This window comes from Micromonospora sp. NPDC047707 (genome assembly GCF_040704235.1).
Lineage (GTDB): Bacteria > Actinomycetota > Actinomycetes > Mycobacteriales > Micromonosporaceae > Micromonospora.
The window spans coordinates 13,231-27,241 of sequence record NZ_JBEYSU010000029.1; the positions used below are offsets into that span (position 1 = coordinate 13,231).

General features: G+C 74.1%; 17 protein-coding genes. 10 read left to right on the top strand and 7 right to left on the bottom strand.

Annotated elements, in window-relative coordinates; all coding sequences use genetic code 11:
• Positions 1-11: 11 nt before the first annotated feature.
• On the bottom strand, positions 12-299 hold the full coding sequence (locus tag AB0873_RS24610; RefSeq protein WP_366602463.1) for a GNAT family N-acetyltransferase: 288 nt from the start codon (positions 297-299) through the stop codon (positions 12-14).
• Positions 296-1,522, bottom strand: coding sequence for a cysteine desulfurase-like protein (locus AB0873_RS24615; RefSeq protein WP_366602464.1), 1,227 nt, complete (start codon positions 1,520-1,522; stop codon positions 296-298). The genes AB0873_RS24610 and AB0873_RS24615 overlap by 4 nt, the downstream gene beginning before the upstream one ends.
• Positions 1,523-1,629: 107 nt before the next feature.
• Here AB0873_RS24615 and AB0873_RS24620 point away from each other — a divergent pair, with 107 nt between their 5' ends.
• From AB0873_RS24620 to AB0873_RS24650, 7 genes are all read left to right on the top strand, one after another.
• Entirely contained in the window at positions 1,630-1,992 is a 363-nt protein-coding gene (locus AB0873_RS24620; protein WP_366602466.1) for a hypothetical protein, read from the top strand.
• A 60-nt stretch (positions 1,993-2,052) separates the two neighbouring features.
• Complete coding sequence (locus AB0873_RS24625) at positions 2,053-2,874, top strand: DUF1206 domain-containing protein (protein ID WP_366602468.1); 822 nt, start codon at positions 2,053-2,055, stop codon at positions 2,872-2,874.
• 81 nt (positions 2,875-2,955) lie between these two features.
• The gene (locus AB0873_RS24630) at positions 2,956-4,152 is read left to right on the top strand and encodes a mechanosensitive ion channel domain-containing protein (RefSeq protein ID WP_366602470.1); all 1,197 of its coding nucleotides are present in this window, start codon (positions 2,956-2,958) and stop codon (positions 4,150-4,152) included.
• Between the two features lie 370 nt (positions 4,153-4,522).
• Positions 4,523-4,957 carry a phage holin family protein gene (locus AB0873_RS24635; RefSeq protein ID WP_366602472.1) on the top strand — a complete coding sequence of 145 codons (435 nt, stop codon included), beginning with the start codon at positions 4,523-4,525 and terminating at the stop codon, positions 4,955-4,957.
• Entirely contained in the window at positions 4,954-5,268 is a 315-nt protein-coding gene (locus AB0873_RS24640; RefSeq protein WP_155332827.1) for a DUF3618 domain-containing protein, read from the top strand. Before AB0873_RS24635 ends, AB0873_RS24640 begins: the two co-directional genes overlap by 4 nt.
• On the top strand, positions 5,265-5,537 hold the full coding sequence (locus AB0873_RS24645) for a DUF4235 domain-containing protein (protein WP_366602474.1): 273 nt from the start codon (positions 5,265-5,267) through the stop codon (positions 5,535-5,537). The genes AB0873_RS24640 and AB0873_RS24645 overlap by 4 nt, the downstream gene beginning before the upstream one ends.
• 295 nt (positions 5,538-5,832) lie before the next feature.
• Positions 5,833-6,036, top strand: a complete 204-nt coding sequence (locus AB0873_RS24650) for a cold-shock protein (RefSeq protein WP_011905669.1) — start codon at positions 5,833-5,835, stop codon at positions 6,034-6,036.
• A gap of 128 nt (positions 6,037-6,164) precedes the next feature.
• Here AB0873_RS24650 and AB0873_RS24655 read toward each other — a convergent pair whose 3' ends face one another.
• Positions 6,165-6,401 carry a hypothetical protein gene (locus AB0873_RS24655; RefSeq protein WP_366602477.1) on the bottom strand — a complete coding sequence of 79 codons (237 nt, stop codon included), beginning with the start codon at positions 6,399-6,401 and terminating at the stop codon, positions 6,165-6,167.
• Positions 6,395-7,378, bottom strand: coding sequence for an aldo/keto reductase (locus AB0873_RS24660; protein WP_366602479.1), 984 nt, complete (start codon positions 7,376-7,378; stop codon positions 6,395-6,397). The genes AB0873_RS24655 and AB0873_RS24660 overlap by 7 nt, the downstream gene beginning before the upstream one ends.
• Before the next feature lie 170 nt (positions 7,379-7,548).
• On the opposite strand from AB0873_RS24660, the gene AB0873_RS24665 reads away from it, so the two are divergent.
• Positions 7,549-8,343, top strand: coding sequence for a trans-aconitate 2-methyltransferase (locus AB0873_RS24665; protein WP_366602480.1), 795 nt, complete (start codon positions 7,549-7,551; stop codon positions 8,341-8,343).
• Positions 8,340-9,365: an adenosine deaminase gene (locus tag AB0873_RS24670; RefSeq protein ID WP_155332822.1), complete on the top strand. Its 1,026-nt coding sequence runs from the start codon at positions 8,340-8,342 to the stop codon at positions 9,363-9,365. Before AB0873_RS24665 ends, AB0873_RS24670 begins: the two co-directional genes overlap by 4 nt.
• A gap of 239 nt (positions 9,366-9,604) precedes the next feature.
• On the opposite strand, the gene AB0873_RS24675 is transcribed toward AB0873_RS24670, so the two are convergent.
• Together AB0873_RS24675 and AB0873_RS24680 are read right to left on the bottom strand one after the other, a co-directional pair.
• Entirely contained in the window at positions 9,605-11,008 is a 1,404-nt protein-coding gene (locus AB0873_RS24675) for a HAMP domain-containing sensor histidine kinase (RefSeq protein ID WP_366602482.1), read from the bottom strand.
• Positions 11,009-11,037: 29 nt separating this feature from the next.
• Positions 11,038-11,727 (bottom strand): response regulator transcription factor, encoded by a 690-nt coding sequence (locus AB0873_RS24680; protein WP_155332820.1) that lies wholly within the window; start codon positions 11,725-11,727, stop codon positions 11,038-11,040.
• Between the two features lie 140 nt (positions 11,728-11,867).
• Here AB0873_RS24680 and AB0873_RS24685 point away from each other — a divergent pair, with 140 nt between their 5' ends.
• The gene (locus tag AB0873_RS24685; RefSeq protein ID WP_366602484.1) at positions 11,868-12,788 is read left to right on the top strand and encodes an ADP-ribosylglycohydrolase family protein; all 921 of its coding nucleotides are present in this window, start codon (positions 11,868-11,870) and stop codon (positions 12,786-12,788) included.
• Between the two features lie 207 nt (positions 12,789-12,995).
• Here AB0873_RS24685 and AB0873_RS24690 read toward each other — a convergent pair whose 3' ends face one another.
• A complete protein-coding gene (locus AB0873_RS24690) occupies positions 12,996-13,889 on the bottom strand; it encodes a DUF1775 domain-containing protein (protein WP_366602485.1) in 894 nt (297 codons plus the stop codon).
• Between the last annotated feature and the right edge of the window lie 122 nt (positions 13,890-14,011).

Consider the following 14,011-nt stretch of genomic DNA (forward strand, 5'->3'; position numbering starts at 1 on the left):
GGCGTTCCGCGTCAGGTCCGGTCGGTCACCAGGTCGGCGTACTCGGGGTGGCGCTTGATGAAGGCCGCCACGAAGGGGCACTGGGGCACAATCTTCGTGCCACGCTCGCGCAGCTGGTCGAGGGTGCCCCGGACCAGCGCCGCGCCGACGCCCATGTTCTGGTACCTCTCGTCCACCTCGGTGTGCGTGAAGATCAGGTACCCGTCCCGCGGCAGGTAGGCGGTGAAGCCCGCGAGGCCGTCGTCGACCAGGATCTCGAAGCGGTGCTTGGCGGGATTGTCCTCGACCAGGGTGCTCACCCGGCCATTCTGCCTCCGGTGCCGGCCAGGACGTCCAGTTCGGCGAGCAACCGGTCCACCTCGGCAGCCGTGTTGTAGTGGTAGATGCTGGCCCGGACCGCCCCGCCGCTGTCCCGCAGCCCCAGCGTCCGGAAGTACTCGTAGGCGTAGTAGTCGCCGGAGGAGAGGCAGAGCCCGGCCGCGCCCAGCGCCTCCTGCGTCGCCGCCGGGGACAGGTTCGCCAGCCGGAACGACACCGTCGGGCAGCGCCGGGCGGGGGAGCCGAGCACGGTCACCCCGGGCAGCCCGGCGAGGCCGTCGAGCAGCCGCGCCAGCAGCGCCTCCTCGTACGCCTGGGCGGCGGCGAGGCTGGTCCGCAGCCGTGCCCGCCGGCGCCCGGTCGCCGCCGGGTCCAGCCCGGCCAGGTGGTCGACGGCGGCGGCCACGCCCGCCAGCAGCGGGAAGCTCGGCGTGCCGTACTCGAACCGGTCGGGCACCGCGTCCGAGGAAGGGCGCAGCTTCGCCGGGCGCAGCCGCTCCCAGCGGGCCGGATCGGCGACCATGGCCGCCAGGTGCGGCCCGGACCACTTGTAGGCGCTGGTGACCAGGAAGTCCGCGCCGAGGGTGGCGAGGTCGGTCGGCCCGTGGGGCACCGCGTGCACGCCGTCCACGCAGACCAGCGCGCCGGCCGCGTGGGCGGTCTTGGCGATCGCCGCCACGTCCGGGACCGTGCCGATCGCGTTGCTGCCGGCCGTCACCGCGACCAGCCGGGTCCGCTCGCCGACCAGGTCGGCGTACTGGCCGGCGGGAAGCTCGCCGGTGCGCCCGTCGAACTCGGCCCAGCGCACGGTCGCGCCGGCGGCCTCGGCGGCCTGGATCCACGGCCGGACGTTGGCGTCGTGGTCGAGCCGGGAGACCACCACCTCGTCACCGGGCCGCCAGGACGCGCCGAGCGTCCGGGCCAGCGTGTACGTCAGCGCGGTCGCGCTTGGTCCCAGCACGACACCCTCCGGGACCGCGCCGACCAGATCCGCCACCGCCGTCCGGGCCGCGTCGACCAGATCCAGCGACCGGCGGCCGGGCAGGTTGGCGGCGCTGCGGTTGCCGATCGCGGTCCGCATCGCCTCGGCGACCGCCTCGATCACCGGTCCGGCGGTCTGGGTGCCGCCGGCCCCGTCGAGGTGGACGTGGCCCTCGGCCAGGGCGGGGTACGCGGCCCGGGTGCGGGCGATGTCGAACGGCATGACCGGGACCCTAGTGCGGTGGCCAGTGACGTTGCCAGTTCCGGACACCGCACCGGCTCCCGCTGTCGATCATGGCCGGGTCGCGGGCATCTCGTACTCTTGGCGCCGTGACGAACCGACGCATGTTCCCCCTGCCCCCCGCCCGCCGGGCCGTCGGCCTGCTCGCCGGTCTGGCCCTCGGCGTGGCCGTGCTGGCCGGTTGCAGCTCCGAGGGTGCCTCCACCGACTGCTCGCTGGCCGGCTCCTGCACCGTCACCTTCGACCGGGGTGTCGACGCCTCCGCCAGCATCCTCGGGGTCGAGGCCAAGCTGATCGGCGCCGAGGACGACCAGGTGACCGTCGAGGTCGCCGGCGAGCAGGTGACGCTGACGACCGGCCAGCAGGCCGCCCAGGTCGGCGACTTCTCGGTCACCCTCGACAGCGTGACCGACCAGGAGATCAAGATCCAGGTGGCGGCCAACGGCGGCTGAGCCCGGGCGGCGGCGGTGGCGCCACGTTTGGAAACCTTCGCGTCCGGAGATTGAGGCGCCATGTCTCTCACCCGGAACGCCGAAGCCACCGCCGCCCGCACGGCGAACAGCCGGTGGTTGGAACTCCTCGCCCGGGCCGGCTTCATCGGCTACGGGGTCGTGCACCTTCTCTTCGCCTGGTTGGCACTGCAGATCGCGTTCGGGAACCCCGCCGCCGACGGCGACCAGTCCGGCGCGCTGCGGACCCTCGCCGCCCAGCCCCTCGGCAAGGTTCTCGTCGTCACGATCGCGATCGGCCTCGCGGCGATGGCGATCTGGCAGGCCCTCGAGGCCGCCGTCGGCCACCGCGTCGAGCGGGGCCGGGAGCGGGTCTGGGAACGCCTCGCCTCCCTCGGCCGCACCCTCGTCTACCTCTACTTCGCCTGGACCGCGTTCAAGGTCTTCAGGGACGCCGGCTCCAACAGCGCGGACCAGCAGGAGGCGCTCACCGGCCGGGCCATGGAGTCCGCCGGCGGTCGCTGGCTGGTCGGCCTGGCCGGCGTCGTGCTCGCCGCGATCGGCGTCGGCCTGGTGATCTACGGGCTGGTGAAGCGCTTCGAGAAGCACCTGAAGACGGGCGAGATGAGCCCGAAGGCCCGCCAACTCGCCCGCCGGCTCGGCATCGCCGGCTACGTCGCCAAGGGCGTCGCGTACGGGATCACCGGCCTGCTGGTCGTCGTCGCCGCCGTCAACTACGACCCGGAGCAGGCCCGCGGCCTCGACGCCGCGCTGCGGACACTGCGCGAGCAGGCGTACGGGCAGGTGCTGCTCACCGTGGTCGCCCTCGGCATCGCGGCGTTCGGCGTCTTCTGCTTCCTCCAGTCCCGCTACCGGAAGGTCTAACTGGTCGATTCCGCCGTCGACCGGCACCATTGGGGTTTTGCCCCGATGCGCTCGGCGTCCGGTTGAGGAGAGGAACCACCTGTGCAGAGCTACCTCGGGACGATCGTCGCCGTGTTCGCCGCGGCGGCGATCGCCCTGTTCGTGGTGGAGGTCGTCCACCGCCTGATCCGGCGGCTCGGCCGGCGGTCGCTGCTGATGACGGAGCTGACCCAGCACGCGCACCGTTCGTTCCAGGTCGCGGCCACCGTTCTCGCCGTCCACTTCGCCGTCCGGTTCACCACCGGGTACGCGGTCGGCAGCGGCTGGCGGCAGGTCCTGCTCCACCTGCTGGTTCTCGCCGTTATCGCCACCACCGCCTGGCTGGTCGCCGCGCTCCTGGTGGTGGCGGAGGACACGGCGCTCGCCCGGTTCCGGGTCGACGTGCCCGACAACCGGCACGCCCGGCGCGTACGCACCCAGGTGGTCATGCTCCGCCGGCTGACCATCGCGGTGATCGTGGTGCTGACCCTCGGCGTGATGCTGATGACCTTCCCGGCCGTCCGGGGCATCGGCGCCGGTGTGCTGACCAGCGCCGGTGTGGTCGGTGTGGTGGCCGCGCTGGCCGCGCAGAGCCTGCTCGGCAACGTGTTCGCCGGCCTCCAGCTCGCGTTCAGCGACGCCGTACGCCTCGACGACGTCGTCGTGGTCGAGGGGGAGTGGGGCCGGATCGAGGAGCTGACCCTCAGCTACGTGGTGGTGCAGATCTGGGACGACCGGCGGCTGATCCTGCCGACGTCGTACTTCACCAGCACGCCGTTCCAGAACTGGACCCGCACCGAGGCGGCGGTGCTCGGCACCGCCGAGTTCGACGTGGACTGGTCGGTACCGGTGCAGGCGATGCGGGAGGAACTGCGCCGCCTGGTGGAGAACAGCGAGCTGTGGGACGGCCGGGTCTGCGTACTCCAGGTCACCGACGCGACCGGCGGCATGGTCAAGGTTCGGGCGCTGGTCAGCGCGGCGGGCGCCGGGAGCCTGTGGGACCTGCGTTGCCTGGTCCGCGAGCACCTGGTCGCCTGGGTCCGGGACCAGCGGCCGACCGCCATGCCGCGGATGCGCGCGGAGGTCGGCGACGCCGACAGCAACCTGGCGTGGCAGTGGGTCCAGCCCCGCCGCCCGGCCCGCCGCCTCGCCGACGGCGACGTGCCCGACGACGCCCGCGTCTTCGGCGGCAGCGACGACGGCGACGCCCGCAGCGAGGCCTTCGTCGGCCCGGACGAACCGGTGGACGCCCGCCGCTGACCCGACCCCGTTCCGCCCGAATCGTCCGACCGCCCCAGGTGCCGGGAAGCTCGTTCGTGTCGGCATCCCGACCCGACCGGCGTCGATCATGCGCGTCCTGCCTTGACGAACCAGTGCACAATCCGCAACGAGGCGCTGGATGTGCACGATTGCGGCCAGGAGTAGGCGGGTGTCGCGTGACCTCGCGTCGAGGCGGACGTTGGGCGGACCGGGAAGCACGAAGGTTTGGGTCCCGCATTTCCGGGGACGTGCTGCCCGACACCCCGCGCCTTGCAGCAGGTCGCGGGGACGCGGCGGTCGGACGGCCGGGAGGATTGACGGGCGGCGACTCCGGGCATACAGCGCGCGGTGATGATGAAAGGAGGACAGCATGGCTGACGTGGCGAATGCCCGCACGACCCGGACCGGGAGCGAGCCGTCCACCGCCGAGCTTGTGCAGCGGGCCACGGAGCAGGTCTCCCGCCTGGTCCGCGACGAGCTGGCCCTCGCGCGTGCGGAGCTGACCCAGAAGGGCAAGCACGCCGGTATCGGCATCGGCCTCTTCGGCGGCGGCGGCGCGCTGGCGCTGTACGGCCTCGGTGCCCTGGTCGCGACCGCGATCCTGCTGCTGGACCTGGTCCTGCCCGCCTGGGCGGCCGCGCTGATCGTCGCGGTGATGCTCTTCCTGGGCGCGGGCATCCTCGCCCTGGTCGGCAAGAAGCAGGTCAGCCAGGCGGTTCCGCCGGTGCCGGCGGCGACGGTGCGCAGCGTCCGCGCCGACGTCGACACCGTCACCGCGGCGGTGAAGGACGGGAGACGGCCATGACGGGCAACGGGCGCGGCACCGGGGACACCGAGGCCCTCCGGGAGGAGATCCGGCGGACCCGGGTCGAGCTGGGCGAGACCGTGGAGGCGCTGGCCGCCAAGGCCGACGTGAAGAAGCGCCTCAAGTCCTCCACCGAACAGGCGAAGGAGCGGATGCGGGAGCAGGCCACGCTGACGGTCGCCCGGGTGCGCGGGCAGGCCCGGCAACGGGGCGAGCGGGTGCGGGGCAACCCGGCGCCGTTCGCCGCGCTGGCCGCGGGTGCGCTGGCCGCGGCCGTCGTGCTGATGATCATCCGAGGGAGGCGCCGGTGAGCCGGGCTATCGGTAAGGCCGCCTACAAGCCGGTCGGCGTCCTGATGGGTATCGCCGCCGGCACCGTCGCGGGCGCCATCTTCCGGCAGGTGTGGAAGGTGACCGCGGGCGACGGCGAGGCGCCGAGCGCGACCGACGAGGACCGCCGCTGGGGTGAGATCCTCGCGGCGGCGGCGCTGCAGGGGGCCATCTTCGCGGTGGTCCGGGCCGCCGTCGACCGGGGCGGCGCGATCGGCGTACGCCGGTTGACCGGCCGGTGGCCGGACTGACCCGCGGTCGACCAGGGCCCCCGTGCCGGAACACCACCGGCGAGGGGGCCTTTTCGCCGGTCCGCAGGCACCCACCGGACTGATCTCTGGCATCCGACAGGTCACATGTCGGAGAATTTCGTCCGGTAGGCTGTGCAGAGTTTTTGCGTACGTGGTTTGCTGTTCCACGCTGTTGTAGAGATGGCGTGGGTTGAGAGAAGTCTCCTTCATCGGGGGCCGCCTCAGGCGCCGCTGCTCGAAAACGGCCAACCGGCCGCACGGCGTGCTCGGCCGCCAGTTTTAGAAGGAGTTGCACATGGCGCAGGGAACCGTGAAGTGGTTCAACGCTGACAAGGGCTTCGGCTTCATCACCGTCGACGGCGGGGGTGCTGACGTGTTCGTCCACTTCTCGGCCATCCAGACCAGCGGCTACCGCACGCTGGAGGAGAACCAGCGGGTGGAGTTCGAGATCGCCCAGGGTCAGAAGGGTCCGCAGGCCGAGCAGGTCCGCCCCCTCTGAGTGGTGCCGGCCGGCAGCCGCCGGCCAGTGGGTGATCCGGCCCCCCGGATCGACGCGAAGCCCCGTATCCCGTCCGGGATGCGGGGCTTTCACCGTGTCCGGAATGGAACCGCGGTGCGCCGGGAGCGTCAGCGTCGGTCGCGGGCGCGTACGCCCAGCCACAGCAGGACCAGCCCGGCGAGCGCGACGACCGGGCCGACGACGACCCACAGGTCCACGCCGGTCATCACGCTGCCCTCGACGTGCCCGAGCCCCTGCACGGTCCAGAGCGCACCGAGGACCACGGCCAGCAGGCCGACCGTGAGCGTCAGCCAGCCCTTCATCACGTTCTCCCGTCTCCGCCCCGGGTCCGTCCCGTTCACCACCGGTCGTGCACCTGCGGTCGGATCAGCTCGTCGTACACCTCGGCGACCGTCGCGCGGTCCTGGTCGGACAGTGGTGGCTGATCGGCCACGGCGGCGTTGGCCCGGGCCTGGGCCGCGTCCCGGGCGCCGGGGATCACCACGGTCACACCGGGCTGGTCGGCGACCCAGCGCAGCGCGAACTGCGCCATCGTGCGGTCCGGGCCGACCAGCGGCGCGAGGCGACGGACGGCCTCCAGGCCGAGCGCGAAGTCGACGCCGGAGAAGGTCTCGCCGACGTCGAACGCCTCGCCGTGCCGGTTGTAGGTGCGGTGGTCGTCGGGGGCGAAGGTGGTGTGCTCGTCGTACCGGCCGGAGAGCAGCCCGCTGGCCAGGGGCACCCGCGCGATGATGCCGACCCCGGCCGCTGTCGCGGCCGGCAGCACCCGCTCCAGGGGCTTGAGGCGCAGGGCGTTGAGGATGATCTGCACGCTGGCCACGCCGGGGCGGGCGATCGCGGTGAGCGCCTCGTCGCAGGTCTCGACGCTCACGCCGTACCCGGCGATCCGTTCCTCGGCGACCAGCGTGTCGAGGGCGTCGAACACACCGTCGTCGGCGAAGACCGGCGTCGGCGGGCAGTGCAGCTGCACCAGGTCGAGGGTGTCGACACCGAGGTTCTTCCGGGACCGGTCGGTCCACTCCCGGAAGTACGCCAGGGTGTACGCCTCCGGCGTCTGGGCGACCCGGCGCCCCATCTTGGTGGCCACCGTGAGCCCGGCGCCGGGCCGGATGCCCAGGAACCGCCCGATCAGCTGCTCGCTGCGGCCGTCCCCGTAGACGTCGGCGGTGTCCAGGAAGGAGACCCCCGAGTCGACGGCGGCGGCGAGGACCGCCATCGCGTCGTCCTCGCTGACGGTGCCCCAGTCGGCGCCGAGTTGCCAGGCACCGAGCCCGATCACGCCGACGGTCCGGCCCAGCCGGGGGAAGGTGCGCTGCTCCATGCCCCAGAGCCTAGTGCGGTGTCCAGGAACGCTCGCCGCGCCCCGGCGGGCCCGGACGACGACCGGCGGCGTGGGAGTACGACACCGGTGTCCGGGCCCGACTCCGCCTTGCCGGGCCGCGCGCCGGGCCGTACGGTTAGCAAGACGGACGTACGGTTTGGGAGGCTGGCATGTGGGACCCGGCGGCGTACCTTCGCTACGGCGACGAACGGTCCCGGCCGTTCCACGACCTCCTCGCCCGCGTCCCCGCCGGCCGCCCGCGCGCGGTGGTCGACCTCGGCTGCGGTCCCGGCACGCTGACCGCGACCCTGGCCGACCGGTGGCCGGACAGCCGGGTCACCGGTCTGGACTCCGCACCGGAGATGGTGCACCGCGCCGCCGCCCTGGGCGTCCCGGTGGACTTCGGCGTCGCCGACCTCCGCGACTGGCGCCCCGACCCGGACACCGACGTCGTGGTCAGCAACGCCGTGCTCCAGTGGGTGCCCGGGCACCGGGACCTGCTCACCCGTTGGGCCCGCGAGCTGCCCGCCGGTGCCGTGATCGCGGTGCAGGTTCCGGGCAACTTCGACGCCCCCTCGCACCGGGCGCTCCGCGCCGTCGCCGGCCGTCCCGCCTGGCGCGACGTGCTCGGCCCGCTGCTGCGGGAGGCGCCCGTCGACGACCCGGTCGGCTACGCGCACCTGCTGGTCGCCGCCGGCTGCGCGGTGGACGCCTGGGAAACTACCTACGTGCACCTGCTCCCGGCCCCGGCCGACGGCGACCACCCCGTCCTCACCTGGATGGAGGGGACCGCGCTGCGCCCGGTCCGGGCGGCGCTGGACGCCGCCGGCTGGTCCGCCTTCCGGACCGAGCTCGGCGTACGCCTCGCCGAGGCGTACCCGGTTTGCGGGGGGCGGGTGTACTTCCCATTCCGACGCGTCTTCTTCGTCGCCAGAACCGGCGCCCGTGCAGAGGAGAACCTGTGACCGACCTGCCCACCTTCATCGCGGGACTGCCCAAGGTGGAGCTCCACGTGCACCACGTCGGCTCCGCCTCGCCCCGGATCGTCGCCGAGCTGGCCGCCCGCCACGAGGGGCGCAGCCCGGTCCCGGCCGACCCGGCCGCACTCGCCGACTACTTCGCCTTCCGCGACTTCGCGCACTTCATCGAGGTCTACCTGAGCGTGGTGGACCTGATCCGGGACCCGGAGGACGTGTGGATCCTCACCCACGAGGTCGCCCGCGAGCTGGCCCGCCAGCAGGTCCGCTACGCCGAGCTGACCGTCACCCCGTACTCGCACGTGCACCGCGGCATTCCGGCGCCGGCGTTCTGCGAGGCGATCGAGGATGCCCGCAAGCGCGCCGAGGCGGACTTCGGCATCGAGCTGCGCTGGTGCTTCGACATTCCGGGTGAGGCCGGCCTCCCGGCGGCCGAGGAGACCCTGCGGATCTGCCTGGAGGAGCGCCCCGACGGGCTGGTCAGCTTCGGGCTGGGCGGCCCGGAGATCGGCGTACCGCGGCCGCAGTTCAAGCCGTACTTCGACCAGGCCCGCGCGGCCGGCCTGCGGTCGGTGCCGCACGCGGGGGAGACCACCGGCCCGCAGACCGTCTGGGACGCGTTGCGCGACCTCGGCGCGGAGCGGATCGGGCACGGCATCTCCGCCGCCGACGACCCGCAACTGCTCGCGTACCTCGCCGAGCGGCAGATCGCCCTGGAGGTCTGCCCGACCTCCAACGTCCGTACCCGGGCCGTGGCGCGGATCGAGGACCACCCGCTGCCCCGGCTCATGGCGGCCGGCGTGCTGGTGACGATCAACTCCGACGACCCGCCGATGTTCGGCACGACCCTGAACGACGAGTACGCGGTGGCGGCCCGCCTCCTCGGCGCGGGCCCGGACGGGCTGGCCGCACTGGCGCGCAACGCGGTGACCGCGTCCTTCCTCGACCCGGCCGCGAAGCAGCGCCTCGTCGGCGAGATCGACGCGTACCTGGCGACCGCCCCGCGCTGACCCCGGCACCGCCGTGATGAAGGAGTGGCGCGCGGCGGGAGGAGGTGTGGGGGGACCGATTCTCCCGCCGCGCGCACGGCTCCACCGGCCGCAGGTGCGCGGGGCAGGTAGCCGGTGGAACTGATGGGTTCGTGCCTTCGATCCTGACAGCTGCGCCCCGGGACGGCGCCGGTGTTAACCCGGATCTAAGGAAGACTTGCGCCGGCCCACAACCCGCCGGCGCACGGGCCGGGCGTGCGTCAGCCGTCGGTGGGGCGCTGCCGCGGCCACCGGCGGCCGCTGCCCTTCTGGTCACGGACGTCCCGGGCCATCCGGCCCACCAGCCCGAACCGGCTCACCTGACGGGGCGTCGCGTCCGGATCGGCCAGCAGCATGACGACGCTCGCCCCGCCCAGCCGGGCCCGGTCGATGCTGACCGACCCGTTCGCCTGCAACGCCACCCGCTTGGCGATGTCCAGCCCGAGACCGGTCGAGCCGCGGTCGCTCGCGCCCCGGCGCAGCGCCCGGTCCGGGTCCGCGATGCCCGGCCCGGCGTCGTCGACGCGGATCGCGACGTAGCCGTCCCGCCGCGAGACGGCCACCTCGAACGCGGTGCCCTGGGGCGTGTACCGGAAGACGTTGCCGATCACCGCGTCCAGGGCGGCTGCCAGTTCCGCCCGCGGCACCGGCGCCGGGATGCGCAGCTGCGCGCCGGTGACCCGGTGCTGCCGGTTCTGGTCGCCCGCCAGGGCGGACCAGAACACCATCCGCTCCCGTACCACCTCGCTCACGTCGCACGTCGCCGGCGCGGTCTCCTGGGTGACCGCCTTGCGGGTGGTCTTGATGAGCTGGTCGACCTCGCCCTCCAGGGTGACGATCGCCTGCCGGATCCGCCGGATCCCGCGCCGACGGTCAAGCTCGGCCTCGCTGAACGTGCCGATGCTGGTGTCGTCGGGATCCAGCGCCTCGGCGTCGAGCCGGAGCGCGGTCAGCGGCGTACGCAGCCGGTGCGACAGGTCGGCGACCAGTTCCCGCTCGTCGGCACGGGCGTCGACCAGCCGCTCGACCATCCGGTTGAACGCGTAGCCGGCCTCGGCCAGCTCCCGCGGGCCGGTCGGCTCCACGCGGACGTTGAGATCGCCGCCGCCGAGGGCGCCCGCGGCCCGGACCAGATTGCGCGCCGCGTCCACCGTGCGGGTAGCCACCCGGTCCACCATCAGCACCGCCGCCCCGACCAGGGCGACGGTCACGCCGAGCAGCAGGAGCCACCGCCCACCGGAGCCTTCGTCGAGCTCGGACTCGGGCACGAAGACCTCGACCACCGCCGTCCGGTCGCCGAGCAGCACCGGGTCGAGGCGTACCGCGCCACCGTCGACGTCGACGACGACCGAGCGCCCCTCGGCCCGGGCCCGGTCCAGGTCCGCCGCGGCGGCCCGGCCCCCGGACGCGTCGACGTCCAGCCCGTGGACCACCGGCCGGGTGGCCGGATCGTCGCCGCTGGCCGCGACCGCCCGCTCGACCACCTCGGGTGCGGTGCTCACGGCGAGCGCCCCGGTGACCAGCGCACTGCGCCGGGCCGCGTCGGCGATGGCCTCCTCGCGGGCGCGGTCGCCGAGGCTCGACGTGAGCGGCACCAGGAACGCGAGCGCCACCAGGGTGCACATGCCGGCCGTGACCAGTGCGAGGGTTCGCCTCAGTCCGGCGGCACCAGTCGGAAGCCCACCCCCCGCACGGTGCGCAGGTAGCGTGGCTTCGCTGCGGACTCGCCCATTTTGCGACGCAGCCAGTACAGATGAACGTCGATGGTCTGATCCTCGCCGACCGACGGTTGCCGCCATACCTCCTCCAAGAGTTCGCGGCGGGACACTACCCGACCGGGTCGTGCGGCGAGATACGCCAGCAGGTCGAACTCCTTGCGGGTCAGCGCCAGGGGTTCACCGTCGAGGTGGGCGCTGCGCTCCCCGACGTCGACGCGCAGCCCGCCGACCTCGTGCACGGCCGGCTGCACGCTCCGGCTGGCCCGGCCGGCGCGGCGCAGCACGGTGGTGATGCGGGCGTCCAGGTGCGCGCCGGTGAACGGCTTGACCATGTAGTCGTCGGCGCCCGCCCGCAGCAGCCGGACCACGGACTGCTCGTCGTCGCGGGCGGTGGCGATGATGATCGGCACGTCGGTGATGCCCCGCAGCATGCGCAGCGCGTCCGAGCCGTCGAGGTCCGGCAGCCCCAGGTCGAGCACCACGAGGTCGGGTGTCTCGGCCGCCACCCGGCGCAGCGCGTCGAGCGCGGTGCCGACCGCGTGCACGGCGTGCCCGCGGTCGGCGAGGGATCGCAGCATCGCGCCGCGGACGACGTGGTCGTCTTCGACCAGGAGCACGGTGGCCACGCCAAGACGGTACTCGGCGTGGCAAGTTGATCACACCGTCGACCCGCGCCCGAGCAGGCCAGGACGACGCCGCGACGGTGCCGGCGGGACCCGTCGATCGCGTTGCGGCGCCCCTACGAACCCGGCAAGCTGGTACAACGATGTCCTTCACCCTCTTCGCCGACACCCGACTCGCGCTCGCCCGGGACTCGCTCGCCGGCCTCTCGGTCGGCGACGCGCTCGGCGCCCAGTTCTTCGTGCCCGGTCGTCGACCGGCCGACCTGGCCGCCGGCCGGCTCCCACCTCCGCCCTGGGCGTGGACGGACGACACCGAGATGGCGTGCTCGGTCGTGGCCGCCCTGGCCGACACCGGCCGGATCGACCGGGACGCGCTCGCCCTCGCGTTCGCCGACCGTTGCGAGCCGCACCGCGGCTACGGCCCGGGAGCGGTGGCCGTCCTGCGGCTGATCCGCACCGGCACACCGTGGCCGGTGGCCGCCGCGTCGGCCTTCGACGGGCAGGGCTCGTGCGGTAACGGCGCCGCCATGCGGGTGGGGCCGCTGGGGGCGTACTTCGCCGACTCGACCGGCCGGGCGGCGGACCAGGCCCGGGCGTCGGCCGAGGTGACCCACGCCCATCCGGAGGGCATCGCCGGCGCGGTCGCGGTCGCGGTGGCCGCGTCCCTGTCCGCCCGGGGCCGGCTGGACGGGCACCGCCCCGAGCCCGACCGGCTGCTCGCCGGGGTTGCCGCCGCGCTCGACCCCGCCACCGAGGTGCACCGGGGGGTACGGCGGGCCACCGGACTGCTCGGCCGTCCGCTGCCCGAGGTCGTGGACGCCCTCGGCAACGGCTCCCGGATCACCGCCCAGGACACCGTCGCCTTCACCTGCTGGGTCGCCGCCGGGCACCTCGACGACTACCCGGCCGCGATCCGGTCCTGCGTCGACGCGGGCGGGGACGTCGACACCACCGCGGCGATCGTCGGGGCGGTGGTCGCCGCGTACACCGGGGTCGGCACCCCGGGCGGCGTGCCGACGGAGTGGCGCGACGCCCGCGAGCCGCTGCCCGACTGGCTCCCCTGAGCCGTCAGCCGGCGGGCGCCGACCCGCCATGGTGTCGCGGCGCCGGCCCTGCCGCCCGTCGCTCCGCTGCTCGCCTGGTCCGTCGGCCGCCACCGAAGGCATGCGGCCCCTTTGCTCTGCTTCACCGGACGCAACGGTTCCGGCCGGAATCCGTTGCGTGGGTTGAAGCAGAGCAAAGGGGGGCGAGCGGGGGCGGCTGGAGCGAGGTCAGCGCGTCCGCGCCACCGCCTCCGTCGGGGCCACCGCCTCCGTCGGGGCCACCGCGTCCGTCCGCGCCGCCGTGTCCGGTGCGGTGATCCGCTCCTCCGGTTGAGGCGCGTCGGCGGGCGGGTCGCCGTCGAGGACCGCGCGCAGGTCGGTACGCCCGTCCGACGGCTCCCGGCGGCGCCAGCGGCTGAGCAGCCAGCCGCCCGCCACGCCGCCGCCCAGGCCAGCGAGCAGACCGGCGACGAGCAGGCCGTCGGCGTTGCCCCCGTCCGGGTCCGAGGCGTCCGCCGTACCCGCCGGGTCGCCCGCGCCCGGCGCGCCCGGCGCCGCGCCGTGGCCGTGTCCGCCGCCGGCCGCGCCGGGCGCCGGCGGCAGCAGGGTGAGCGCGGGCGCCGTCCTGTCACCCGCCGGCTCCGACCAGCGGACGACCGTGCCGTCGGCGTACGTCTGGAGCACCTCGAAGGTCAACCGCTCCACCTGCGGCAACGGGCCCACCGACAACGTCAGCCGGGCCGGCCCGGTCTCCGACCCGGGCATGCGGAACCAGGTCACGGCGCTGGTCACCGTGGTCACGCCCGAGGAGTGGATGCCGGCGACCGGCCGGTCGAGCTCGCGGGTGGCGATGCGGGGTGCCCAGCCGGTCACCGACATCGGGTAGACCTCGGCGATCGGGGCGTCCGCGGGCAACCGGATCTCGATCCGCTCGGTGCGGGTGCCGGCCCGCTCCTCCGGCACCACGAACTCCAGCTTGACCGCCTCGCCCTGCCGGGCCTGCGTCGGCTGGACCGTCACGTCCGCCGCGTACGCCGTGCCGGGCCAGGCCAGCAGTGCGCCGGCGACCAGGGCGGTCACCGCCCCGGCCCGGCGGCCGCGCCTCTCGCGCGTCCTCGCCATCGTCGTCCCCATCCGTGTCCACGTGGCCGGAACCGGCTCCAGCCACACCTGGTAGTTCGGACGCGGGGACGGAAAGGTTCAACGCCTGAGGGGGGCGTTAACAAGGGGCCCTTCCTCTACCG

Coding starts and splice junctions, on each gene's coding strand:
- AB0873_RS24615 (WP_366602464.1), bottom strand. CDS start 1,522: ATGCCGTTCGACATCGCCCGCACCCGGGCCGCGTACCCCGCCCTGGCC.
- AB0873_RS24625 (WP_366602468.1), top strand. CDS start 2,053: ATGTCTCTCACCCGGAACGCCGAAGCCACCGCCGCCCGCACGGCGAAC.
- AB0873_RS24635 (WP_366602472.1), top strand. CDS start 4,523: ATGGCTGACGTGGCGAATGCCCGCACGACCCGGACCGGGAGCGAGCCG.
- AB0873_RS24640 (WP_155332827.1), top strand. CDS start 4,954: ATGACGGGCAACGGGCGCGGCACCGGGGACACCGAGGCCCTCCGGGAG.
- AB0873_RS24650 (WP_011905669.1), top strand. CDS start 5,833: ATGGCGCAGGGAACCGTGAAGTGGTTCAACGCTGACAAGGGCTTCGGC.
- AB0873_RS24660 (WP_366602479.1), bottom strand. CDS start 7,378: ATGGAGCAGCGCACCTTCCCCCGGCTGGGCCGGACCGTCGGCGTGATC.
- AB0873_RS24665 (WP_366602480.1), top strand. CDS start 7,549: ATGTGGGACCCGGCGGCGTACCTTCGCTACGGCGACGAACGGTCCCGG.
- AB0873_RS24675 (WP_366602482.1), bottom strand. CDS start 11,008: ATGTGCACCCTGGTGGCGCTCGCGTTCCTGGTGCCGCTCACGTCGAGC.
- AB0873_RS24685 (WP_366602484.1), top strand. CDS start 11,868: ATGTCCTTCACCCTCTTCGCCGACACCCGACTCGCGCTCGCCCGGGAC.
- AB0873_RS24690 (WP_366602485.1), bottom strand. CDS start 13,889: ATGGCGAGGACGCGCGAGAGGCGCGGCCGCCGGGCCGGGGCGGTGACC.